This window comes from Hydrogenobacter subterraneus, from assembly GCF_055390195.1.
Window position 1 is genome coordinate 1,048,213 of the sequence record NZ_AP042473.1, and the last position, 21,265, is coordinate 1,069,477.

At 45.0% G+C, this 21,265-nt stretch carries 24 protein-coding genes, 1 tRNA gene and 1 pseudogene; 13 read left to right on the forward strand and 13 right to left on the reverse strand.

The window, feature by feature from the left end:
* Positions 1-7: 7 nt before the first annotated feature.
* From ACZ5GB_RS05695 to ACZ5GB_RS05715, 5 genes and pseudogenes are all read right to left on the reverse strand, one after another.
* The gene (locus ACZ5GB_RS05695; RefSeq protein ID WP_464326293.1) at positions 8-319 is read right to left on the reverse strand and encodes a thioredoxin domain-containing protein; all 312 of its coding nucleotides are present in this window, start codon (positions 317-319) and stop codon (positions 8-10) included.
* Positions 282-790, reverse strand: a pseudogene (locus ACZ5GB_RS05700) (HyaD/HybD family hydrogenase maturation endopeptidase). The gene ACZ5GB_RS05695 and the pseudogene ACZ5GB_RS05700 overlap by 38 nt, the downstream one beginning before the upstream one ends.
* Positions 787-1,488, reverse strand: a complete 702-nt coding sequence (gene cybH, locus ACZ5GB_RS05705; protein WP_464326294.1) for a Ni/Fe-hydrogenase, b-type cytochrome subunit — start codon at positions 1,486-1,488, stop codon at positions 787-789. The pseudogene ACZ5GB_RS05700 and the gene cybH overlap by 4 nt, the downstream one beginning before the upstream one ends.
* A 14-nt stretch (positions 1,489-1,502) precedes the next feature.
* Positions 1,503-3,404 (reverse strand): nickel-dependent hydrogenase large subunit, encoded by a 1,902-nt coding sequence (locus ACZ5GB_RS05710; RefSeq protein ID WP_464326295.1) that lies wholly within the window; start codon positions 3,402-3,404, stop codon positions 1,503-1,505.
* A gap of 15 nt (positions 3,405-3,419) precedes the next feature.
* Positions 3,420-4,466 (reverse strand): hydrogenase small subunit, encoded by a 1,047-nt coding sequence (locus tag ACZ5GB_RS05715; protein ID WP_464326296.1) that lies wholly within the window; start codon positions 4,464-4,466, stop codon positions 3,420-3,422.
* 175 nt (positions 4,467-4,641) lie between these two features.
* On the opposite strand from ACZ5GB_RS05715, the gene ACZ5GB_RS05720 reads away from it, so the two are divergent.
* The 9 genes from ACZ5GB_RS05720 to ACZ5GB_RS05760 all read left to right on the forward strand — a co-directional run bounded on the left by ACZ5GB_RS05720 (position 4,642) and on the right by ACZ5GB_RS05760 (position 11,382).
* A complete protein-coding gene (locus ACZ5GB_RS05720; RefSeq protein WP_464326297.1) occupies positions 4,642-5,322 on the forward strand; it encodes a DUF4198 domain-containing protein in 681 nt (226 codons plus the stop codon).
* Positions 5,319-5,735, forward strand: a complete 417-nt coding sequence (locus ACZ5GB_RS05725; protein WP_464326298.1) for a hypothetical protein — start codon at positions 5,319-5,321, stop codon at positions 5,733-5,735. Before ACZ5GB_RS05720 ends, ACZ5GB_RS05725 begins: the two co-directional genes overlap by 4 nt.
* Entirely contained in the window at positions 5,732-6,760 is a 1,029-nt protein-coding gene (locus tag ACZ5GB_RS05730) for a transporter (protein ID WP_464326299.1), read from the forward strand. Before ACZ5GB_RS05725 ends, ACZ5GB_RS05730 begins: the two co-directional genes overlap by 4 nt.
* A 9-nt stretch (positions 6,761-6,769) precedes the next feature.
* Entirely contained in the window at positions 6,770-7,405 is a 636-nt protein-coding gene (locus ACZ5GB_RS05735) for an energy-coupling factor ABC transporter permease (RefSeq protein WP_464326300.1), read from the forward strand.
* Positions 7,406-7,479: 74 nt separating this feature from the next.
* Positions 7,480-7,953: an ABC transporter permease gene (locus ACZ5GB_RS05740; protein ID WP_464326301.1), complete on the forward strand. Its 474-nt coding sequence runs from the start codon at positions 7,480-7,482 to the stop codon at positions 7,951-7,953.
* Positions 7,946-8,698, forward strand: coding sequence for an energy-coupling factor ABC transporter ATP-binding protein (locus tag ACZ5GB_RS05745; RefSeq protein WP_464326302.1), 753 nt, complete (start codon positions 7,946-7,948; stop codon positions 8,696-8,698). Before ACZ5GB_RS05740 ends, ACZ5GB_RS05745 begins: the two co-directional genes overlap by 8 nt.
* On the forward strand, positions 8,688-9,410 hold the full coding sequence (locus ACZ5GB_RS05750; protein WP_464326303.1) for a 50S ribosomal protein L11 methyltransferase: 723 nt from the start codon (positions 8,688-8,690) through the stop codon (positions 9,408-9,410). The genes ACZ5GB_RS05745 and ACZ5GB_RS05750 overlap by 11 nt, the downstream gene beginning before the upstream one ends.
* Positions 9,407-10,726: a M23 family metallopeptidase gene (locus tag ACZ5GB_RS05755; protein ID WP_464326304.1), complete on the forward strand. Its 1,320-nt coding sequence runs from the start codon at positions 9,407-9,409 to the stop codon at positions 10,724-10,726. Before ACZ5GB_RS05750 ends, ACZ5GB_RS05755 begins: the two co-directional genes overlap by 4 nt.
* A complete protein-coding gene (locus ACZ5GB_RS05760) occupies positions 10,723-11,382 on the forward strand; it encodes a lysophospholipid acyltransferase family protein (RefSeq protein ID WP_464326305.1) in 660 nt (219 codons plus the stop codon). Before ACZ5GB_RS05755 ends, ACZ5GB_RS05760 begins: the two co-directional genes overlap by 4 nt.
* On the opposite strand, the gene ACZ5GB_RS05765 is transcribed toward ACZ5GB_RS05760, so the two are convergent.
* The 6 genes from ACZ5GB_RS05765 to ACZ5GB_RS05790 form a co-directional block, all read right to left on the reverse strand.
* Positions 11,297-12,466 carry a cation:proton antiporter gene (locus ACZ5GB_RS05765; RefSeq protein WP_464326306.1) on the reverse strand — a complete coding sequence of 390 codons (1,170 nt, stop codon included), beginning with the start codon at positions 12,464-12,466 and terminating at the stop codon, positions 11,297-11,299. The two genes, ACZ5GB_RS05760 and ACZ5GB_RS05765, sit on opposite strands and share 86 nt — an antisense overlap.
* Position 12,467: 1 nt before the next feature.
* Positions 12,468-12,953 (reverse strand): cation:proton antiporter regulatory subunit, encoded by a 486-nt coding sequence (locus ACZ5GB_RS05770; protein WP_464326307.1) that lies wholly within the window; start codon positions 12,951-12,953, stop codon positions 12,468-12,470.
* Between the two features lie 10 nt (positions 12,954-12,963).
* A complete protein-coding gene (locus tag ACZ5GB_RS05775; protein WP_464326308.1) occupies positions 12,964-13,386 on the reverse strand; it encodes a hypothetical protein in 423 nt (140 codons plus the stop codon).
* 92 nt (positions 13,387-13,478) lie between these two features.
* Positions 13,479-13,859, reverse strand: coding sequence for a heat shock protein transcriptional repressor HspR (locus ACZ5GB_RS05780; protein ID WP_464326309.1), 381 nt, complete (start codon positions 13,857-13,859; stop codon positions 13,479-13,481).
* Positions 13,856-14,998, reverse strand: a complete 1,143-nt coding sequence (dnaJ, locus tag ACZ5GB_RS05785) for a molecular chaperone DnaJ (protein WP_464326310.1) — start codon at positions 14,996-14,998, stop codon at positions 13,856-13,858. Before dnaJ ends, ACZ5GB_RS05780 begins: the two co-directional genes overlap by 4 nt.
* A 32-nt stretch (positions 14,999-15,030) precedes the next feature.
* Positions 15,031-15,669, reverse strand: coding sequence for a methyltransferase domain-containing protein (locus ACZ5GB_RS05790; RefSeq protein WP_464326311.1), 639 nt, complete (start codon positions 15,667-15,669; stop codon positions 15,031-15,033).
* A gap of 17 nt (positions 15,670-15,686) precedes the next feature.
* On the opposite strand from ACZ5GB_RS05790, the gene gatA reads away from it, so the two are divergent.
* The 3 genes from gatA to hemC are packed head-to-tail and all read left to right on the forward strand — an operon-like array spanning position 15,687 to position 19,849.
* A complete protein-coding gene (gene gatA, locus ACZ5GB_RS05795; protein WP_464326312.1) occupies positions 15,687-17,126 on the forward strand; it encodes an Asp-tRNA(Asn)/Glu-tRNA(Gln) amidotransferase subunit GatA in 1,440 nt (479 codons plus the stop codon).
* Between the two features lie 21 nt (positions 17,127-17,147).
* On the forward strand, positions 17,148-18,941 hold the full coding sequence (aspS, locus tag ACZ5GB_RS05800; protein ID WP_464326313.1) for an aspartate--tRNA ligase: 1,794 nt from the start codon (positions 17,148-17,150) through the stop codon (positions 18,939-18,941).
* Positions 18,941-19,849 (forward strand): hydroxymethylbilane synthase, encoded by a 909-nt coding sequence (gene hemC / locus ACZ5GB_RS05805; RefSeq protein ID WP_464326314.1) that lies wholly within the window; start codon positions 18,941-18,943, stop codon positions 19,847-19,849. Before aspS ends, hemC begins: the two co-directional genes overlap by 1 nt.
* Here the strand turns inward: hemC and ACZ5GB_RS05810 are convergent.
* Together ACZ5GB_RS05810 and hemB are read right to left on the reverse strand one after the other, a co-directional pair.
* Positions 19,840-20,169, reverse strand: a complete 330-nt coding sequence (locus ACZ5GB_RS05810) for a hypothetical protein (protein ID WP_464326315.1) — start codon at positions 20,167-20,169, stop codon at positions 19,840-19,842. The genes hemC and ACZ5GB_RS05810 overlap by 10 nt on opposite strands.
* On the reverse strand, positions 20,166-21,152 hold the full coding sequence (hemB, locus tag ACZ5GB_RS05815) for a porphobilinogen synthase (protein WP_464326316.1): 987 nt from the start codon (positions 21,150-21,152) through the stop codon (positions 20,166-20,168). The genes ACZ5GB_RS05810 and hemB overlap by 4 nt, the downstream gene beginning before the upstream one ends.
* Positions 21,153-21,173: 21 nt before the next feature.
* Between hemB and ACZ5GB_RS05820 the strand changes: the two genes are divergently transcribed.
* A tRNA-Gly gene (locus ACZ5GB_RS05820) sits at positions 21,174-21,245 on the forward strand.
* Positions 21,246-21,265 lie beyond the last annotated feature (20 nt).

The window sequence follows — 21,265 nt, forward strand, 5'->3', positions numbered from 1 at the left end:
AATCCTCCTAAAAGTAGGTCTCTGTTATGGCTTTTACATACTCGTTCCAATTTTTTATACCCCTTAGCACATGAACAACTTTTCCATCCTTGAAAAGTATGAGGGAAGGGAGGGGAAACTCCTTTAGCACATCTGGCTCCTCATCCGCATTTATGGAGAAAAAATCTAGCCTAAAGCTCTTTTCCAGCTCTGGCACCACCACATCCGTATCAAAGACCTCCCTTATCCTCTCCCTTGCCCTGTCAGACCTCACATATAGTATGAAATCCCCTTTTTCTTCCTTAAGGGCTTGAAGCTCCAAAAGGCTCACCCGCCTCATCTCTCACCTCCACATTCCACTCTTTTAGCTGACTTATGACCTCCTCAATAAGCCTGTCTAAATTATTTTTTACAGAGGGAGAAAGGTCCAAAGAAATCTCAAAGCTCTCTGGCTCCAAGCCCAAGACCACTATCTCCTTAGGAAGCCTATCTGTTAAATCCGCCAAGGCAAGCACCTCTTGAATGCCTATATCATGGGCAGAAAGCTTTCTACTCTTAAAGTAGGTCAAGACCTCCTCACCTTTGAATTTGTAAAGAGAGCCCGGGGCAAGCCCCCCAGCACAGCATCCACCACCAAAAGCCTCTCCACACCCTCCAAAAAGTAAAGAAGGCTTAGCCCCAAGGTGCCACCGTCTATCAAAAGCACCTCCTCCGGAAGACTATACCTCTTCCTTATCTCTTCCACCACCCTTACTCCCAAGCCCTCATCGGACAACAGCACGTTTCCCACACCCAAGACGGCTATCTTCATCCCTTTATATCCTCCACATCCACAGGATCCTTTTCAAAGACCTTATAGCCGTTAAACATAGAAGTAAGCTCGCCATTTCTCTTTATCATCTCCTCTCTGATGACAAAGTAGACATGGAGTATGGCAAACACTATTATGATCCAAGCTACCCAATGGTGCCACATGTGCGCCATAAACTCACCACCAAGGAACCATATTACCCATCCAAAGAGAGAAGCCAAAAAGCCATCGGGCTTAGACATGCCGTACATGGCAAAGCCTGTGATGATCATAAAGAAAAAAAGAAGGTAGACAAGGGGGTATACAGTCCTTGCGCATGCGTTCCTTATGTACTCGCTTCCCTCCTTGTCCTTCATAATAAGGGCATACTTTAGCGTTATCTCTTTTAGCCCTATCCAGTAATCCCTTCTCCAGAGAGGTGGAATGAATATCCTGTCCCTTTTGCTAAAGAGTGCTATTATGACCCTGAAGATAAAGCCCGATAGGAACACATAGCCTGCTATGAAATGGACCTTCCTTATAAAGTCCATGGTTATCCCCTTATCGTAGGCATAGGTGGCCTCGTAGCCCGTAGGTCCTAAAAAGAAGGGGTTGCCTATGTAAAGGCCGGTTATAAAAAGGGTAAGGATGGAAAGGAAGTTTACCCAGTGCCAAAGCCTAAGGCCTGGGCTAAAAACATAAATCCTTTTGACTTCCATGGTTTATACCTCCCTTAGTAGCAAGCTTGAGCTCCTTGAACCTTTACCTCCACTATCTCCCTTCCTTCCGTATCATAAACATGGGTAGAGCACGCAAGGCACGGGTCAAAGGAGTGTATGCCTCTGAGAACTTCAAGGGGCTTGTCTATAACCTTAACGGGTGTGTCCTTCATACACTCTTCAAAGGCTCCCTGTCCGCCCATGGGGTCCCTTGCACCGCCGTTCCATGTGGTAGGAACCACGCATTGGTAGTTGGCTATCTTGCCATCTTTTATGATGACCCAGTGTCCCAAAGCACCTCTTGGTGCTTCCGCAATTCCCACACCCTTTGCCTCTTTGGGCCATGTGGAGGGGTCCCACTTTTCCATGTTAGCGACGGATGTATCTCCAGCCTTTATGTTATCGTAGAGCTTTTTGAGGAAGTAGAGGTTTGCCGCAGCTCCAAGCTGGGCCTCCAAGCCCCTTGCTGCAGTCCTTCCCACCGTTGTAGGAAGCCATACATGGGGTGGCAACTCCAGCACCTTAGAAACAAAGTCTACCTGTCTTACCACCATCTCATCCATCCAAGAGGGCTTTATATGTCCTTGCTTTACGGCTGTGTAGGTCACTATATACCTTGCCAAGGGGCCCACTTCGCAGGGCTTTCCTCTCCACCTTGGAGACTTTATCCATGAATATTTGCCCTTCTCATCAAGGTACTTCCAATTGGTCTTTGTTCCCTCCTTTGGTCCTGTATAATGAGGCTCTGTAATACCATCCCATGGGTGTAGGCCCTTGCTTTCGTCTGGGTACTTATACCAGGAGTGGGCCACAAACTCCTGTATTACGTTGGGGTCTGCAAAGTCCTTGCCTACAAGAGGATAGTATTTGGCCTTTTCCACACCCTCCGCAAAGTCTTCCACCACACCGTTGCAATGGTGAAGTATCTTGGTGTGATAATCTCCCGTCTTTATTCCCTTGTAGGGCTCATCGGGAAACTCTCCGTAGCCAAGGACCCTTTTCTTTGCAAGGCCTCCTCCGTAGGTTTGTCCTTTTTGCACGTATATATGTCCTATGGCAAGGAGGTCCACAAGGTAGAATAGGTTTACGGACTCCACTTGTGTGTATATGGAGTCTTCAACCACCGCAAGCCTTTCTGCGTTTATGGGTGCGTTCATATCGTTAAAAGATATGGAGCAAGTCATGCCTCCTACCAGATAGTGGGGGTGTGGGTTTTTACCTCCAAAGACAACTTGTGGTATAAATAGCTCCCTTTGGACATCAAGCATGTTAAGGTAGTGGGCCACAGCCATAAGGTGCACCTCTGGTGGTAATAGCTTGTAGTCTGGGTGGTCCCACCAATGGGCTGCAAATATGCCAAGCTGTCCACTTTCCACTATCTTCTTTATCTTCTCCTGGAAGGCTCTAAAGTAGCCGGGAGTTGCCTTTGGGAACTTCTTTGGATAGGCTCTATGCACTATGGGGTCCGGCAGGAGGTCTCCAATGGCACCGTATTTTTCAAGGAGCTGGTTTTGTAAAACTGCCGTCTGAACCGGGTCAGCCTTTAGGGCCTCTATGGGGGATACCCAGTCAAGGGCATGAAGGTGGTAAAAGTGTACAAGGTGGTCATGAACCTGCAAAGACCCATGCATTATGTTCCTTATGTAGTTGGCATTCTTGGGGATTTGAATATCAAGGGCATCCTCTATGCACCTTACCGATGCCAAGGCATGGATAGAGGTACAAACACCGCATATCCTTTGGGCAAAAGCCCAAGCATCCCTTGGGTCCCTTCCTCTCAATATTAGCTCAATGCCTCTCCACATGGTGCCGGAGGAAAGGGCATCCACCACCTTACCGGTTTTTTCATCCACTATGATCTCAATCCTTAGGTGCCCCTCAATCCTTGTTACTGGGTCAACTACAACCCTTGCCATGTCTATCACCTCCTTTTATTTGTTTCTTACTTTGGACAAAATACCATGGGCAACAGCACCCGCAGCTGCCGCAGCTGCAAGGGTGGCACCCACCTTATCTGGGCTTGCTTCCACCTTTGGCACTGGTATGTTGGTAAGCCTTTCGTAGAAGGGCCCGTTGTCCCAGAAGTTCTCCTCCGCACAGCCTATACAACCATGGCCAGCCTGTATGGGATAAGAGAGGCCATTGTACCAGCGTATATTACCGCAGGAGTTATAGGTTGTTGGACCTCTGCATCCTACTTTATATAGGCACCAGCCCTTTTTGGCTCCATCATCGTCAAACCTTTCCACAAACTGACCCGCATTAAAGAAGGCCCTCCTGTAGCATGTGTCGTGTATCCTGTTTCCATAAAACTGCTTTGGCCTACCTTGAGAGTCCAGAGGGGGTATGCTATCAAAAAGGGCAAGATGCATGATAACACCCGTCATAACCTCCGCTATGGGTGGGCATCCGGGGACCTTTATTATGGGTTTGTCCGTTATAACCTTGTGTATGGGGACTGCAGTGGTTGGGTTTGGCTTTGCGGCCTGCACACATCCCCAGCTTGCACAAGAACCCCAAGCAATTACAGCCTTGGCTCCCTTTGCCGTTTCCTTAAGGTTCTCCAAGAAGGGCTTTCCACCTATTATGCAGTACATTCCATCCTCACCCAAAGGTGGATTTCCCTCAACGGCGAGGATATATTTCCCCCAATACTTTTTCATGATCTCTTCTCTATGTCTTTCTATGGCATCGCCTGCTGCCGCCGATAGTGTATCGTCGTATTCAAGGGATATCATGGAAAGCAATACATCGGAGGCAAGGGGGGTTGCGGACCTTATAAAGGACTCAGAACAGCAGGTGCATTCAAGCCCATGTATCCACAAAACAGGAACTCTGGGCTTTGTCTCCAAGGCCCTTACCACCTCTGGTATCATGGAGGGTGAAAGGCCCATAAGGCCGGTTATGGCTGTGGCAAACCTCAAAAAGTCCCTCCGGCTTACGCCGTGCCTCTTAAAGGTCTCCCAAAAGGTCTCCATAGTTGGCACCTCCTTGATTGAATATTAATTCATAATTTTTTAGCATAGACCCTTTCCATGTGTCAAGGGTGAATTTCTTATAGGACCTATAAGAAAGTCTTATGGTCCTCTTCCTTTAAAACAGCTTGACAATTGAACAATTATTCATTAATATTTTCCCTGCAGGAGGGCTTTTATGATAGCTTTAATTTTCTTGCTAACCTTTTCCCTCTGCCTTGCCCATGACCTTTGGCTGGAAAAAAGAGAGGGTAAAATGGTGCTTTATTATGGCCATCTTGAGCCAAAGCCAGGAGAGGAAAAGTTCATAAAATACAAGACAGAAAACGTGTTAAAGGCTCTTTGCTTTAATAAGGAAGGGAATGGGATGAAAGTGGCCATAAAGGAGGACTATCCCTTTTCCTTTCCTATGGCTTGCTCCGCCTATTATGTGCTTTTTTCCACAGGCTATTGGACCAAAGGAGTGCAAGGTCTTAAAAACCTACCAAAGGATAGGGTGGAAAGCCCTTTGGAAAGTTGGCTCTCTTACGAAAGTGTAAAAAGGATGGAGGAGTGGTCGGAGGCCTTCAAAAGGCCCCTAACGGAAGACCTTGAGATAGTGCCTTTGGAAGACCCTTTTAACCTTAAGCTATATGATAAGGTAAGGCTTAGGGTTTATTACAGGGGAAAGCCTGTTAAAGGTGTGGTGGTCCTTCATAACAACCACGTTGTTGGCACAACGGAGGAAGACGGTGGTATAAACGTAAGGATAAAGGGAAAGGGCCTTCAAAGGATAAGCACTTCCATAAAAGAAAGGGCGGATGGCATAAAGGCGGATTACATCATTAAAAGCACAAGCCTTATCTTTGAGGTAAGATGATGTTCTTTGTTGGTGTTTTACTAAGCTTTGCCCTTCTCTTTGCCCATGACCTTGAACACACCATACATAGAGAAGGGAACTGTGTGGTGGTCAGCTTTTTCTTTCCAGATGGTAGCAAGTTCTCTTATGAGGAGTACAAGGTGTATAAGGAGGGGGAAAGGGCACCCTTCCAGATAGGTAGTACGGATGCCCTTGGGAGGGTGGTTTTCTGTCCAAGAGAAGGGGGTTTATGGACGGTTATAACCTACTCAGAGGACGGCCATGGTGCGCAGGTAAAAATAAACTTTGAAGGGAAGGACCTTAAGGAGGAGAAGAACCTCTTGGAAAGGTATGGAAAGGTGTTGGCAGGCTTAGGATGGCTTTTGGGAATATTTGGGCTTTTGGAAATATACCTTAGGAGGGCAAAAGGATGAAAAAGGTGCTGGTAGTATCTACCTTAGCTGTAGGCCTTTCTTTTGCTCACCATGGCGTTGCTTCTTTGGGTAGCGTTGGTTTGGAAGGCCCTGGCGCACCCCTTGAAACCTCAAGCTCTGCCACCATTCCAGAAGGTAAATGGCTCCTCTACCTTAAGCTTGACCATGTCAAATGGAAAAGGTACAGCTTTTCAGAGTTTCCAGACCAAAAGGACAGCTATCACTTTTGGACCTACGGCATAGGCTATGGTCTAAGGCCATGGCTCTCCCTTTACCTTTTCATCCCCTACTACACAAAAAAGGAGATAAAATCAAAGGATGGTGGCTTTTATTCCTACACCAACTCGGGCTTTGCGGACCTATCCCTCATGGCTGTCTTTGGCTTTAAGTACGATAAAGGCTTTAAGCTTGTTCCAAGACAGGAAAGCCTTGATGACCTTATGGACTGGCATTTTACCCTATACGGTGGTATATCTTTACCAACGGGCAACCCTAACAAGTATGACAGGTCAAGGGATCCAAAGGGAGAATTTGAACCCGATATGTCCACAGGCTTTGGCAAGCCTTCCATAACACTGGGCTTTACGGCAACGAAACAACTCGTCAGATTTCCAAGGCTTACCTTTGTCTTTGACACGAACTACATAAAGTTCTTTGAACACACCTATAACTACACAGAAGATGGAAGAAGGAAAAAATACAAGTTTGGCGATGAGTTCCGACTAAATACGACCTTGGCCTACAGGTTTTATGAAGACATGGATAGAAAACTACGTTTGGATGCACTCTTGGAGGCCAATTTTCAACATAATCAAAGAGACAAGGAGGATGGAGTCAAACAGAGTGCTTCTGGTGGTAGCATACTCTACGGAGTGGGTGGAATCAGGCTTTATTACAAAAGCATGTCCCTTGGTGCCGGCATAAAGGTCCCCCTATGGAAGAGGCTAAATGAAGAAGGCCAACAGCAAGGTTCAGAAGGTAAGGAAAGCTACAGGTTTATCCTTACCCTTTCCACCCTTTTTTAGGAGGCTTGCATGCATATACCCGATGGCTTTTTGGCTCCGCAGGTCTACATACCAGCCTACCTTGTAGATATAGGCCTTTTGTTTTATGCCTTCAAGAGGTTTAAAAAGAACCTAAAAGAGAAAACGATACCCTATTTGGCATCCCTGTCTGCCTTCTCTTTTATCATCATGTCCATAGCCATACCTTTGCCCGGTGGCACTTCCGTGCATGGCCTTGGTGTGGCAAGCCTTTCTTTACTCTTTGGCCCATGGACAGCCTTCCTCTCCATATCCTTGGTCCTTTTCCTACAGGCTACCATCTTTGGAGAAGGTGGTATAACAAGCTTTCCCATAAACTCCCTATCCATAGCCTTTTTAGGAAGCCTTTGTGCCTACTATACCTATCTCATCGCCAAAAGATACCTTGAGGATAAAGCCTCCCTTTTCCTTTCTGGCTTTTTATCAACCTTAATGTCTGCCTTTGCTGTAGCCCTTGTGCTTGGCATACATCCCTACCTGTTCAAAGACCCCTTCGGAAAGCCCCTTTACTTCCCTTTCAAGCTATCTTTGGTCCTTCCCGCCGTGCTTTTCCCACATATCCTTGTGGGCATAGGAGAGGGCATACTCACCATAATAATCCTTAGGGCCTTGAGGGGTAGGATATGAGGGATAAGTTATTAATGCTTTTATACCTGTTTTGCCTCTTATACCTGTCCTTTTCCAGCCATATTTACACGCTTTTGATAGCTTTAGTCCTTTTGCTTGTGTTTTTGATACTGTCCCCCATAGAGAGAAAGCTAAAGCTTTTAAAACATGCCTTCTTCTCCTTTTTCCTTTTTAGCTTTTTCATATCATTTTCCTATCTTCTTTTTAACCAAAAAGCCCTTGATTACTTTCTAATGATAAACCTTAGGTCCTTTGACCTTAGCCTTCTCACCTTTATATTTTTAAGGATGGTTAACCTTTATAGGGCCTTTGATTTTTCAAAGACTTTAAGCTTTTTGCTTGTTATGGCTGTTGGCAATGCCATAACTTACAATAGACTTTTAAAGGACTTCAAAGATGCCATAAGGAGTAGGACCTTACAAAAGCCCGAAAGGAAAACTCTTGTAGCCTTTACCAAAAGGTTGTCCCTTTTCTTTTTTGAAAAGTCCATAAACACATCAAGGGAAGTCCAAGAGGCCATGAGGTCAAGAGGTTTTTACAATGATTGAGCTAAGGGATGTCTATTACAGCTACAACGGAGAGGATGTTTTAAGGGATATAAGCTTTAGAATCTTTGAAGGTGATAGGGTTGTTTTACTTGGGCCAAACGGCTCTGGGAAGACCACCCTTTTGAAGATACTAAACGGCCTCATCTTTCCTAAAAAAGGCGCATACTTTTACAAGGACATAGAGATAAAGGAAAAGACTCTGAAGGACAAAAATATAAACAGATGGTTTAGGAAAGAAGTGGTATTACTCTTTCAAAACCCAGAGGTGATGCTTTTTAATCCTACCGTTTACGATGAGATAGCCTTTGGCCTAAGACAGTTGGGGATGGAGGAGAAGATGATAAAAGAAGAGGTGCATTACTGGACCGAAAGGCTTGACCTTATGCCTTTCCTCAACAGGCCACCCTATGAACTAAGCGGAGGCCAAAAACAGAGGCTCTGCCTTGCATGCCTGCTTGTCCTAAGGCCTAAGGTGCTTCTCCTTGATGAGCCAACGGCCAATTTGGACTCCAAAACTACCCAATTGTTGATAGAGCTACTTTGGGATATGGAGATTACCAGCCTTGTGGCTACAAACAACCTAAACCTTGTGCAAGACCTTGGAAATAAGCTTTTGGTCCTCGGAGAGGACCACACAATCCTATACTACGGAGAGATGAAAGACTTTTTGGAGGACAAGGATATGCTTACAAAGGCTGGACTCTTGTGGAGAGGCACAATATATAATAGAAGGGATGCACTATAAAAAGTATGTCTATAAGCTTTCGCCAGAGGACTTTTATCAGTTTTTAATTGATTACGGAAGAGGCGTGGAGGTACTTTCCGAGGGTGAATCCTTTGTAGAGTTTGCCCTTTATGAACCCATTGAGGGTCTTGAGCCTTTGGAAGTTTTAGAAGTTGAAGTTATACCACCTCAGAAGGCCTTTAGGCCTGTGAAAGTAAAGGATATTATGGTTTTACCCTCTTGGATAAAGCCTGTGGTAATAAGGCAGGGTGTGGCCTTTGGCACGGGTTTGCACCCTACTACCAAGCTATGCCTTTATCTTATGCAGGAGTTTTTAAAGGAGGACTGGTCTCTTTTGGATGTAGGCACTGGCACAGGTATTCTGGCTATAGCAGGAAAAAGGCTTGGAGCCAGCAGGGTTTTGGCCATTGATATAGACCCACAGGCCACAGAAGAGTGCATACACAATAGCAAAGAAAACTGTGTAGATATAGAGTGCCTTCAGGCAGAGCCAAAGGACATAAAAGAGGCCTTTGACCTTCTGGTGGCAAACCTTGAGCTGGAGATATTCAAAAGGGAGCTAAAATATCTTAAAAACCTTTTTAAAAGTGTGGCTATCTTTTCCGGCATATATGGAAGGGAAGAGCTAGAGGAATTTTTAAAGCTCCTTGCTTTTAAACCTGTTAAAATTAAAAAGTTAGAAAACTGGTATGGGGTGGTGGTCAAAAGATGAAATATCGCTACAGGCTTGAAGAAAAAAGTGAAAGAAGGCTTGGCTTTGTAAGGCTTATAAGGAGGCTTGCCATATTTGCTTTGTTTTTTATCGCCTTTTATCTCCTGTTCCTTTCCTTGGGCCTGAGGCCTCAGGTTTCAGAGGAAAGTCTAAGAGATCTTTCCCTTATACCCCTTGAAAAGACATACCATTTAAAACTAAACAGGCCGATAAAAGAAATAAAACTGTACATAGAAGAAAAGGATCAAAAGAAAGAAATTTACAAAGCGGTTTTTTTGGAGCCTCAGCAAGAGCTTTCTTTTAAGCTAAAAGCGAAGGATATAGGTTTAAAAGACGGTGAGGCAAACTTACTTTTGGAGGTTTCTTCTGGTATATTTAGGAGCCGGACGTACCATCTTAAGGCTTTGGTAGATACAGTACCACCAAAGTTGGATGTGATCTCTTACACTCCATACCCATCACTTGGTGGCACCTTTGCTCTAAAGGTAAAGGTTGGAGAAGAAGCGCAGGTTTATGTAGTGCAAAGAGAACACAGATATAACCTATACCCTGTGGGTGAAGGTTATTACTTTGGACTTTTTCCCATAAGGCTTGATAAGGAAGGGATACCCTTTATCCTATATGCTACGGATAAAGTAGGTAATTCAACATCACAGGGGCTTAAGCTAAACATAAAGCAAGTAAGCTTTAAGGAAGACAAGATAAACATAGACGATAACTTTATAAACAGAGCGGTATATCCCCTTTTGAAGGATGAAGGAAAGGGTCTTACACCCCTTGAGGCCTTTAAAAGGGTGAACGAGGTTTGGCGTTCAGGGGATGTCAAAAAGGTAGAGGAAATAGGCAAAAGGAGCGAGCCAAGGGTCCTTTGGGAAGGTGCCTTTTTGCAACTGCCAAACAGCAAGGTCTTTGCAACCTACGGAGACATAAGGTACTACTATTACAACGGAGAGAAGGTTAGCGAAAGCAGGCATATGGGCTTTGATTTTGCCTCTGTGGAAAGGGCGCCTGTGCCAGCTTCCAACTCGGGCGTGGTAGTCTTTACCGGAAGTCTTGGCATATATGGAAATACAATAATCATTGACCATGGCATGGGCCTTATGAGCCTTTATGGGCATCTTTCGGAGATAAGCGTAAAGGAAGGACAGTTTGTAAAAAAGGGTGAGATAATAGGAAGGACTGGGAATACAGGCTTTGCTTTGGGAGACCATCTTCACTTTGGTATAGTAGTACAGGGCTATGAGGTAAATCCAATTGAATGGCTAGATCCCAAATGGGTAAAGAACAGCATTATTTCTGTATTTGAAGCAAGATGAAGAAGTTAAAACATAACACTTCCCTTCTTTTAGTTCCTTTTGTGGCTTTTCTCATAAGGCTTATCCATAAAACCATAAGATGGGACAAAAGGATAGACTATGAGCTATACAAGGGAAAGATAATAGCTCTTTTGCACGGTAATGCTCTGGGTGTGGCCATGCTTGGTATAGACAGAGGCATATATGCTTTAGTAAGCAGGTTTAGAGATGGAGATATTGCAGAAAAATTTTTGCTTAGCCTTGGCTATAGGGTTATAAGGGGTTCTACGGAGGAGGGAAAGCCCCAAAAGGGTGGTAGCGTGGGACTTTTAAAGCTTTTAAAAGTTTTAAAAGAAGGCCAAACGGTAGCCATCACTGTGGATGGTCCAAAGGGTCCCTATGGAAAGGTCAAGCCCGGCATAATCCTTTTGGCGCAAAAGTCGGGTATACCCATAATCCCTGTGTATGTCAGCTTTGACTGGTCTATTAAGCTTAACACTTGGGATAAATTTACCCTTCCACTTCCTTTTTCAAGGGCCAAGGTAAGGATAGGCCATCCCATATGGGTACTTCCGGAGGATAGCGTGGAGGTCAAGAGGGAGGAGCTGGAGGAGGTCCTTTCCTCTCTTTCTTTGGGAAAACCCTTAGAGAAATCTCTGGAGCGAACAAAAAGCTAAAGCTTCCCAGCAGGGTTGTTATAAGAACCAAGAGGAAGGCCATGGATTGGGCTGGTTCATAAAAGCTGGCAAAGATTACAGAGAACTCACCCCTTTGTAAGAAAGACAAGGAAGCTCTAAGAGCAGCTCTATTCCCAATGTCATAAAGGTGAGCCCCCCAGTAAGTGGATAAAAACTTGGTAATTATAGAAAGAAAAACAATAATTATGAAAAACCAAGGGTTAAAATCAAAGCTTAGCTTGGAATTAAAGGTAAACATGAAAAAGAAAACACCTACAGATAGATCTTTCAGCTCAGAAAGAGATTTTTCTATAATTCCAAAAACCCTACTATTTTCTGGAACAATAACACCAAGCATAAAAGCGATGAGTGCATCTGATAGACCAAAGCTTAGACTAATTCCGGAAGATACAAGCAAAAAGCCAAGAACAAAAAAGGGAACAAGCTCTTCCTCTACTCTTTTCTCCATATATTCAAAAAACTTCTCCGCCAACCCCCTTAAAAGATAGAACATACTAAACAAAAGGATTATGGCAAGAATACCTCTCAAAAGGCTCAACGTATCCGGACTACCCTTTAAAGTAAAGCCTGTAAGAAGTGAAAGAAGGATAATGCTTATTAAGTCTTCAAATATAAGGACTCCTATCAAAAACTCCGCCTCTGGATTTACAAGCCTTTTATAGTCCATAAGTAGCTTGGCTGTTATGGCTGTGCTACTTGGATAGACTATAGTGCCTACAGCCAAAGAAAAGAGGAAGTTTTCTGTGAATAGATAAGAAAGGCCAAAGGCAGGCAAAAAGTTAAAAAGAAAGTCTATAATGCCGGGCTTTAAAAGCTTTTTCATCCCTATGAGCTTTTCAAAGGAATACTCAAGACCTATAAAAAAGAAAAGTAAAACCACCGCTAAATGTTCAAAAATGATAAACGCCTCTTGTATTTTTTCTGGGAAGATAAACTTACCAAGAAGCCCAGCCAGTATAAAAGAGAGGATATATGGCACTTTAAGCTTTGAAAGTAAATAGGCAGAAAAAAACAGAAGTAGAAAGACACCGCCGGCAAGTATAAAGTCCTGTGAACTGTGCATCTTATGTGCTACACCTTCCGCAGAGTTCCAAAAAGTGGTTTATCTGTGGCCTTGTGCCTACCACTATAAGTATGTCCCCCAGTTCTATTTTTTCCTTGTAAGGGTCTGGATTTGGTATTATTTTACCCTTTCTATCTATGGCTATTACCGATACACCCGTAGTTCTCCTTATCTGAAGCTCTGCTATGGTTTTGTTTATAAGGTTTGAACCACTTTCCACCTTTACCCACTCCATCACCACTTCCTTCAATATAAGCTCCATCTTTTCCGCCTTTATGGGTTGATAAACCGCCCCAGCCACCAAAAACCCAAGCTCCTTTGCTTCTTCATCTGTCAGGCTAAAAACACAGCTTGCCTCTTCTTCTTCCATAAGGTATATTTCCCTTTTGCCCGTGTTGTATATAACCAAAACAAGGTCCCTTCCCTCCCTTAACCTTATAGAATACTTTTTGCCTATGCCCGGTAGGTCTGTTTCTCTAATTTCCATAAAGTATATTTTACTCCCTACCCTCCTGCGATGGGTTATACAAAAAGCCCGTTATTCCACCCCAAACTATGTGTAGTATAACCAAAGATATTTGAGCACTGGCGCTCATAGGCTTTTGGAACCACTCCGCACCGCCTGCACCGCCTATCAAGGAGACAATAACCACAAATATATGCCATGCTATCCCGTAAATTATACCCTTAACAAGGCCAGGGCCGGGAATCTTGTTCCAGATAAAGGGAAGGACTAAAGGAATGGCAAAAAGGGTAGAATCAATCTGATGGTGTATAAACCAGGCTGGGTCCCTAATTCCTGGGAAAAGGCCAAACAATCCAAACCATTTGGCATAAACCTCATCTAATAAAACCATAGCATAGCCACCCATCTGACTTGCAAAGAGGAAGCTCCAAAAGTTAACTCCTTTTATAACCATGGCAAACACCTCCTTATGGCAAATGATATTTAATCTCTTTTTGATGTCAATAAAAACTCCTTATATATCCTATAAGCTATACTTCATGTGTTTTACTCTTGCTTTTTAATTATCTTTAAAAGGTCCTTCCTTTCCGAAAGGACTATGGACTTTATATTTTCATCCTTTTGATAAACCTCTGCAAACTCCTTCTGTATAAACTCAATGAGCTTTTGAATTTGTGCCTCAAGCTCCTCTATCTGCTCTTTCATCCTAAGGATAATATCTATGCCGGCAAGGTTCACACCGAGGTTTCTGCTTAGCGTTAGTATAAACTCAAGCCTTTGTAGGTCCTCCTCTGTGTAATACCTTGTCCTTCCTTTGCTTCTGGTAGGTTTTATAAGCCCTTCTTTCTCATATAGTCTAAGCGTTTGTGGATGTATATTAAACATACTGGCTACTACACCTATGGTATAAAGCTTTGTCTTCTTCATGTCTGCCTCTCCCTTATCCGTTTTGGTTCTGGTAGGAGTTTGTCAAGCTCCTCAAGGAGCTGTTTTATCCTTTTACCATCTCCAAAGAATTTTTCAAAAAAGCCAAGCTTTGGAATATCTATGTGAATTCTTACAAAAAGGTCTCCTCTTCCATCCGACATAAGCCTTGGCATGCCATAGCCTTCCACCCTTATAGTTTCTCCCTCCTGCACTCCTGCAGGCACTTTTACTTTGACTCTCCCACCTTCAAGGGTAGGTACTTCTATCTCTGTGCCAAGCATGGCCTCTGTTATCTTTATGTAGGCATCCACATAAAGGTTGTTGCCCCTTCTTTCAAAGATAGGATGTGGCTTTACCTTTACGGTTATTATAAGGTCTCCCGGAGGACCTCCAAACCTACCCGCATGGCCCTTGCCCTCCGCCTTTATTTTGCTTCCAGTATCCACGCCTGGCGGTATTCTCACCTTTACCTCCTCCCTTTGGGGTATGGTGCCTCTGCCCCTACATTTTGGACAAGCTTCTCTTATAACACCTTCACCACCACAGGTAGGACAGGTCTGAGATATGGTTATGAAGAACTGCCTTTGAATTACCTCGCCCCTTCCACCGCAGGTGGGACATACCCTTTCACCCTTATTAACATCGTAGCCCCTTCCACCACAGGCATCGCATGCTACCTCTCTCACCAAGGGTATGCTCACCACCGTGCCTCTAAAGGCCTCCTCTAAGCTTAGCTCTACGGTGTAGTATATATCCTCTCCCTTTATAGGCCTTCTTTGCTCCCTTCTCCTACCCCTTGTGGCCCTTTCAAAGATATCCTCAAAGCCAAAGCCCTTAAACACCTCTTCAAAGAGGTCTCCTATGTTTTGAAAGACCACCTCTTGATACTCTTGGCCTCCGGGTTGGGCAGAGAAGGCTGCATGGCCATATTGGTCGTAAAGCTTCCTCTTTTCTGGGTCGGAAAGCACCTGGTAGGCTTCGTTTATCTCTTTGAACTTCTCTTGAGCCTCTGGGTCTTTGTTAAAGTCTGGGTGGTACTTTCTGGCAAGCCTGCGGTAAGCCTTCTTTATCTCCTCTTGGGTGGCATTCCTTGGCACCCCAAGTATCTCGTAGTAATCCCTCTTGGTTGAGTTCGCCATGTAAATAAATTTTAGTCAAGTTTTATCAAATTTCAAGGGCTTGCCACCATACAGAAAAAGCCTCCTTCCGGATGAAAGCCCTCCCTTATTTCCCTGTTTTTTACAGGCCTTTGATCCTGTGGCTCTTCAAAGAGGGTGCTAAAGACCTCTTTTAGTTCAAAGCCTGCCTCTTTTAGCATATTACTTATCTCCCAAAAGCTGTAAAACTTGGCATGAGAATATAGGGGATGTCCTTCCTTTGCCTTCTTTATGTAAAACTTAGCCCAAGGACTATCGGACAGCACAAGGCCCAAAAAGAGCTTCCCATCCTCCCTTATCACCCTTCTTGCGGACCTAAGGGCCTTCGGCGGGTCTTCAAAAAAGCAAAGGGAAACTATCATAAAGATGCTTTTAAAACTTCCGTCCTTGAAAGGAAGCTCCTCAGCCCTTGCCATAAGAACATTTAGGCCTCTGCCTTTTGCCATCTTCAAAAGCTCAAAAGAAATATCCACGCCCACATCCACATTCAAAGCCTTGGCAAACCTTCCACTGCCCACACCCACCTCAAGGGAAGGACTCTCCACCGGACCACACCTCTTTAAACACTCAACCTCCAGAGGAAAGACAGAACTTCCAAAGGGCAAATCGTACCAAAGGTCATACCTTTTGGCATAAAGGTCAAAAACCTTCATATGTTAAACTATAAACTATGCTTTGGAAAAAGTCCGCCTATGAGCTTGTAAACCTCATAAAGAAAAGGGAAGTGCATCCCAAAGAAGTGCTTGAAAGCTTCTATGAGAGGTTTTCTCAAACAGAAGAAAAGGTAAAGGCCTACATCACACCCCTCTATGAGGAGGTTTTAAAAGAAGCGGAAAGAATAGACCTTTCAGAAGACAAGCCTCTTTTGGGCATTCCAGTAGCTATAAAGGATAATATAAACGTAAAAGGCTATCCTACCACATGCGCCTCTAAAATACTCCAGGGCTACATCTCTCCCTACGATGCCACCGTTATAGAAAGGCTAAAGAGGGCTGGAGCCCTTATAGTGGGAAAGACCAACATGGACGAGTTTGCCATGGGCTCATCCACTGAGTATTCTGCCTTTTTCAAGACAAGGAATCCATGGGACCTTGAGAGGGTGCCCGGTGGATCCTCCGGTGGCTCTGCGGTGGCTGTGGCGGTAAGGTCTGCACCCCTTTCCTTGGGTTCTGATACGGGAGGTTCTATTCGCCAGCCTGCCAGCTTCTGCGGTGTTATAGGCCTAAAGCCTACCTACGGTAGAGTATCCCGTTATGGCCTTGTAGCTTTTGCCTCCTCCCTTGACCAGATAGGTCCCTTTGCAAGAAAGACGGAGGATATAGCCCTCATTATGGAAGTAATCTCCGGGCATGACCCGAGGGATTCCACAAGCAGTAAAAGGGAAGTTCCCAAGTTCACACAGGAGCTTGGCAAGGATATAAAGGGTCTGAGGGTTGGCATAGTAAAGGAGTTTATGGAGGATGGTGTGGAGGAAGGTGTCAAAAGGGCCTTTGAAGGCTTTTTAAAGGAGATGGAAAAGGAAGGAGCTTACATAGAGGAGATCTCCCTTCCCCATGTAAAATACGCCATACCTTGCTACTATATAATAGCCCCCTCCGAGGCATCTTCCAACCTTGCCCGCTATGATGGTGTGAGGTTTGGCTACCGAACGGAAAAATACCAGGACCTTATAGATATGTACTCCAAGACAAGGGACGAGGGCTTTGGGCCTGAGGTAAAGAGAAGGATACTCCTTGGCACCTTTGCCCTCTCTGCTGGCTACTATGATGCCTATTATCTTAAGGCCATGAGGGTAAGAAGGCTCATAGCCCAAGACTTTGAAAAGGCCTTTGAAAGGGTAGACCTTATAGCCACTCCCACCTCACCAACGGTGGCCTTCCGCTTTGGAGAAAAGACGGATGATCCCATAGCCATGTACCTTTCAGATGTTTTCACAGTAAGTGTAAATTTGGCAGGACTTCCGGGCATATCCATCCCCATAGGCATGTCCAACAACCTGCCGGTGGGCGGACAGCTTATAGGTAAAGCCTTTGATGAGGCCTCCTTACTTAGAGTCTCCTACTGGTGGGAACAGGTTTATAAACACTATGAGATGGAGCCTCTTTTGTAAGCTTTGGTAAAATATTCCGTTATGCTTAAGCGCACAAAGTACTGCGGACACATCTCGGAAGAGGACTTAAACAAAGAGGTTATTTTAAACGGATGGGTGCATAGGATAAGGAACCATGGTGGTGTTATATTCATTGACCTAAGAGACAGAGAGGGCATAGTACAGTGCGTGGTAGAGGAGAAGGACAATCCAAAGGTCTATGACCTTGCAGACTCTTTAAAGTCCGAGTATGTGGTGGCCATAAGGGGCAAGGTAAGGAGAAGACCACCTGGCACAGAAAACCAAAAGCTAAAAACGGGCTACTATGAAGTTGTTATAGAGGAGCTTGAGATTTTAAACACCTCCGAAGTGCCACCCTTCCCCATAGATGAAGAAACACCTATCTCAGAAGAGACCAAGCTTCGCTACCGCTACCTTGACCTAAGAAGGGAAAGCATGAAAGAAAACCTTCTCTTCCGCCACAGGGCCTATCAGGTTGCAAGAAAGGTCTTTGTGGAAGAGGGCTTTGTGGAGATAGAAACTCCCTTCCTTACCAAATCCACGCCGGAGGGTGCGAGGGACTTTTTGGTTCCTTCAAGGCTTCATCCGGGCAAGTTCTACGCCCTTCCCCAATCTCCCCAGCTTTTCAAACAGATCCTTATGGTGGCTGGCTTTGACAGGTACTTTCAAATAGTGAAATGCTTAAGGGATGAGGACCTAAGAGCAGACCGCCAGCCCGAGTTTACCCAAATAGACTTTGAGATGTCCTTTGTGGATGAAGAGGATGTGATGGCCTTCAGTGAAAGGCTAATAGCTACACTGTTTAAGGAGCTTTTAGGCATAGAGCTAAAAAGACCCTTTGATAGGATGCCTTACAGGGAGGCTATGGAGAGGTATGGGTCGGACAAGCCAGACAGGCGCTTTGGCTTGGAGCTTATAGACCTAACGGATATCTTTTCAAACACAGAGTTTAAAGTCTTTCGCCAAGCTATAGATAATGGTGGTGTGGTAAAGGCCATAAACTTTAAAGGTTCAAACCTTTCAAGGAAAGAGATTGATGAGCTTACCCAGTTTGTTCAAAGCCTTGGCGCCAAAGGCCTTGCATGGATAAAGGTGGAAGAAGACAAGCTAAACTCACCCATAGTAAAGTTCTTCTCCCAAGAGGAGACCCAAAAGCTTCTTGAAAGGGTTCAGGCTGAAGTGGGCGATGTTATCTTCTTCTCCGCAGACAAAAGGGAGATGGTCTATAAGGTCCTCGGAAGCCTAAGGCTACACATAGGCAAAAAATACAACCTTATAAACACAGAAAACTTTGATGTCTTTTGGGTGGTAGACTTCCCCCTTATGGAGTGGGATGAGGAAGAAAAGAGGTTTGTATCTTTGCACCACCCCTTTACCTCACCAAGGGAGGAGGACATTCCCCTTTTGAAAAAAGCCTTGGAAGTGGAAGACTTGGAAGAGAAGAAAAAACTTGTTCATTCGGTAAGAGCAAGGGCCTATGACCTTGTGATAAACGGCTATGAGGTGGGTGGTGGGTCCATAAGAATACACAGAAGGGAGGTTCAGGAGCTTGTCTTTAGGCTTCTTCAAATATCGGATATGGAGGCGAGGGAGAAGTTTGGCTTTCTTCTTGACGCTTTAAAGTATGGCGCACCACCTCACGGAGGCCTTGCCTTTGGCTTTGATAGGCTCTTGGCTATTATGAGAGGCCTTGATTCCATAAGGGATGTGATAGCCTTTCCAAAGACTCAAAAGGGCATATGTCCTTTGACGGGCGCGCCAGACTATGTGGACCCAAAGCAGTTAAAAGAGCTTCATGTAAAGGTGGTGGAGTGATGCACCTGCGCATAGGCACAAGGAAGAGCAAGCTTGCCCTATGGCAGGCAAACTTTGTAAAGGAAAAGCTGGAAGAGAGGGGCCACACTGTAGAGCTTGTCCTTATCACCACCACAGGGGACAAAATACTGGATGCACCTCTGGCAAAGATAGGTGGGAAGGGCCTTTTTGTAAAGGAGATAGAGGAAGCTCTGCTAAGAGGAAATATAGACTTGGCGGTGCATTCTTTGAAGGATGTGCCTATGGTCCTGCCAGAGGGCCTCACCTTGGGAGCCATAACGGAAAGAGAAAACCCCTTTGACGTGCTTTTATCAAAGAACGGCAAAAGCCTGGAAGAGCTTCCCATCGGTGCAAAGGTCGGCACCTCATCCCTCAGAAGGCAAGTGCAGATAAAAAGGAGAAGGCCAGACCTCAGGGTGGAGGTCCTTCGCGGAAATGTGGACACAAGGATAAGAAAGATGGAAGAGGGTCTTTATGATGCCATTGTGCTGGCCTATGCGGGTGTAAAGAGGATGGGTCTTGAGGGCAGAATAACTCAGATTTTGGGAGACTTTATACCAGCAGTGGGACAAGGTTCTCTTGCCATAGAGATAAGGGAAGGGGATGAAAGGGTAAGGTCCGCCATAGACTTCCTTGACCACAGGGAAAGCAGGCTAAGGGCAGAGTGCGAAAGGGCCTTTTTGAGGGAGTTGCACGGTGGCTGTCAGGTTCCCATAGGGGCCTACGCTTGGGTAGAAGGAAACACATTAAAGCTAAAGGCCTTCATCTCAGACCTTAAGGGAGAGAGATTCATAGAGGGCTATGAAGAAGGAAGGCCAGAAGAGGCACAAGAGATAGGAAAAAGGCTGGCCAAAAGGCTATTGGAAAGTGGTGGAGAGGAGATATTGAGGGATATATATCAAACCTGACCTAAAAGCTCTTTTTTATACACCTTCCATCTTGCTGGGTCAAGCTTTGTAGAACAGCCCAAAGAAGAAAGGTCATAGACCTTAAAGGCCTGTGGGTTATCGGGCGTGCTAACAAAGAAAAAGACCGTGCCCGTGGGCAAATGCTTGTTTTGCTCCTTCCAACCTTTTACCATATAAACAAGCTCGCGAAGTCTTTCCTTTATACCTTCAGCATCAAAGCTTTGAGTTTTTCCATCTTCCTCAAGAACCCATACACCATCTTTTATGCCCTCTATAATCTCCAAAACCCTATCTTCGGAAGGTATGCCATAAAACCTCATCCTATCTCTCCTTTATTTATAAGTTTTGCCACATCCTTGGCAAAGTATGTGATTATCATATCTGCGCCCGCGCGCTTTATGGACAAAAGGGTCTCTATCATCACCCTTTTCTCGTCTATCCATCCAAGCCTTCCCCCTGCCTTTATCATGGCATACTCACCGCTTACATTGTAAGCGCACACAGGAAGCAAGGTAGCCTCTTTTACCTTGGCTATTATATCCAAGTAGGCAAGGGCAGGCTTTACCATGATTATGTCCGCACCCTCTTGCACATCCAAAAGCACCTCCTTTAACGCCTCCCTTGAATTGGCTGGGTCCATCTGGTAGCTTCTTCTATCTCCAAAGGCAGGAGCAGACTCGGCAATATCTCTAAAAGGACCATAAAAGGCTGAAGCATACTTGGCCGAGTAAGCCATTATGGGTATGTTTTCAAAGCCAGAGGAATCAAGGGCTTCCCTTATGGCCTTAACCATACCATCCATCATGCCAGAGGGCGCCAGCATATCCGCTCCGTTCTTTGCATGGGAAATAGCTTGTTTTTTTAGGTTTTCAAGGGTAAGGTCGTTATGCACATCTCCCTCACAAAGCACCCCACAGTGGCCATGGGAAGTGTATTCACAAAAGCATACATCGGTTATAACATACATATCTGGCACTTCTTTTTTTATAAGCCTCAAAGCCCTCTGTATTATCCCTTCATCACTCCAAGTGTCAGAGCCCACCTCATCCTTGTGTTCTGGTATGCCAAAGAGGATTATGGCTGGTATGCCAAGGTCCCTTACCTCTTTTACTGCATACACCACCTTGTCAAGGCTGTATCGGTAGACTCCCGGCATGCTCGGCACTTCTTCCACTATGCCCTCACCATAGCGCACAAAGATGGGGTAGATAAGGTCATCAAGGCTTAGCTTTGTTTCTCTCACAAGCCTTCTTATATTTTCATTCTTTCTTAGCCTTCTTGGCCTTAGCTTAGGAAATTCCATGAAATATAATATATACCATAAGCGGGCGTAGCTCAGGGGTGGAGCGCCTGCTTCCCAAGCAGGAGGTCGCGGGTTCAAATCCCGTCGCCCGCTCTTAAAAGTGATATATTTTT

Excerpts from the sequence above, each read along its gene's own strand:
- ACZ5GB_RS05695 (WP_464326293.1), bottom strand. The coding sequence starts at position 319 with ATGAGGCGGGTGAGCCTTTTGGAGCTTCAAGCCCTTAAGGAAGAAAAA.
- cybH (WP_464326294.1), bottom strand. The coding sequence starts at position 1,488 with ATGGAAGTCAAAAGGATTTATGTTTTTAGCCCAGGCCTTAGGCTTTGG.
- ACZ5GB_RS05710 (WP_464326295.1), bottom strand. The coding sequence starts at position 3,404 with ATGGCAAGGGTTGTAGTTGACCCAGTAACAAGGATTGAGGGGCACCTA.
- ACZ5GB_RS05715 (WP_464326296.1), bottom strand. The coding sequence starts at position 4,466 with ATGGAGACCTTTTGGGAGACCTTTAAGAGGCACGGCGTAAGCCGGAGG.
- ACZ5GB_RS05720 (WP_464326297.1), top strand. The coding sequence starts at position 4,642 with ATGATAGCTTTAATTTTCTTGCTAACCTTTTCCCTCTGCCTTGCCCAT.
- ACZ5GB_RS05725 (WP_464326298.1), top strand. The coding sequence starts at position 5,319 with ATGATGTTCTTTGTTGGTGTTTTACTAAGCTTTGCCCTTCTCTTTGCC.
- ACZ5GB_RS05730 (WP_464326299.1), top strand. The coding sequence starts at position 5,732 with ATGAAAAAGGTGCTGGTAGTATCTACCTTAGCTGTAGGCCTTTCTTTT.
- ACZ5GB_RS05735 (WP_464326300.1), top strand. The coding sequence starts at position 6,770 with ATGCATATACCCGATGGCTTTTTGGCTCCGCAGGTCTACATACCAGCC.
- ACZ5GB_RS05745 (WP_464326302.1), top strand. The coding sequence starts at position 7,946 with ATGATTGAGCTAAGGGATGTCTATTACAGCTACAACGGAGAGGATGTT.
- ACZ5GB_RS05750 (WP_464326303.1), top strand. The coding sequence starts at position 8,688 with ATGCACTATAAAAAGTATGTCTATAAGCTTTCGCCAGAGGACTTTTAT.
- ACZ5GB_RS05755 (WP_464326304.1), top strand. The coding sequence starts at position 9,407 with ATGAAATATCGCTACAGGCTTGAAGAAAAAAGTGAAAGAAGGCTTGGC.
- ACZ5GB_RS05760 (WP_464326305.1), top strand. The coding sequence starts at position 10,723 with ATGAAGAAGTTAAAACATAACACTTCCCTTCTTTTAGTTCCTTTTGTG.
- ACZ5GB_RS05765 (WP_464326306.1), bottom strand. The coding sequence starts at position 12,466 with ATGCACAGTTCACAGGACTTTATACTTGCCGGCGGTGTCTTTCTACTT.
- ACZ5GB_RS05770 (WP_464326307.1), bottom strand. The coding sequence starts at position 12,953 with ATGGAAATTAGAGAAACAGACCTACCGGGCATAGGCAAAAAGTATTCT.
- ACZ5GB_RS05775 (WP_464326308.1), bottom strand. The coding sequence starts at position 13,386 with ATGGTTATAAAAGGAGTTAACTTTTGGAGCTTCCTCTTTGCAAGTCAG.
- ACZ5GB_RS05780 (WP_464326309.1), bottom strand. The coding sequence starts at position 13,859 with ATGAAGAAGACAAAGCTTTATACCATAGGTGTAGTAGCCAGTATGTTT.
- dnaJ (WP_464326310.1), bottom strand. The coding sequence starts at position 14,998 with ATGGCGAACTCAACCAAGAGGGATTACTACGAGATACTTGGGGTGCCA.
- ACZ5GB_RS05790 (WP_464326311.1), bottom strand. The coding sequence starts at position 15,669 with ATGAAGGTTTTTGACCTTTATGCCAAAAGGTATGACCTTTGGTACGAT.
- gatA (WP_464326312.1), top strand. The coding sequence starts at position 15,687 with ATGCTTTGGAAAAAGTCCGCCTATGAGCTTGTAAACCTCATAAAGAAA.
- aspS (WP_464326313.1), top strand. The coding sequence starts at position 17,148 with ATGCTTAAGCGCACAAAGTACTGCGGACACATCTCGGAAGAGGACTTA.
- hemC (WP_464326314.1), top strand. The coding sequence starts at position 18,941 with ATGCACCTGCGCATAGGCACAAGGAAGAGCAAGCTTGCCCTATGGCAG.
- ACZ5GB_RS05810 (WP_464326315.1), bottom strand. The coding sequence starts at position 20,169 with ATGAGGTTTTATGGCATACCTTCCGAAGATAGGGTTTTGGAGATTATA.
- hemB (WP_464326316.1), bottom strand. The coding sequence starts at position 21,152 with ATGGAATTTCCTAAGCTAAGGCCAAGAAGGCTAAGAAAGAATGAAAAT.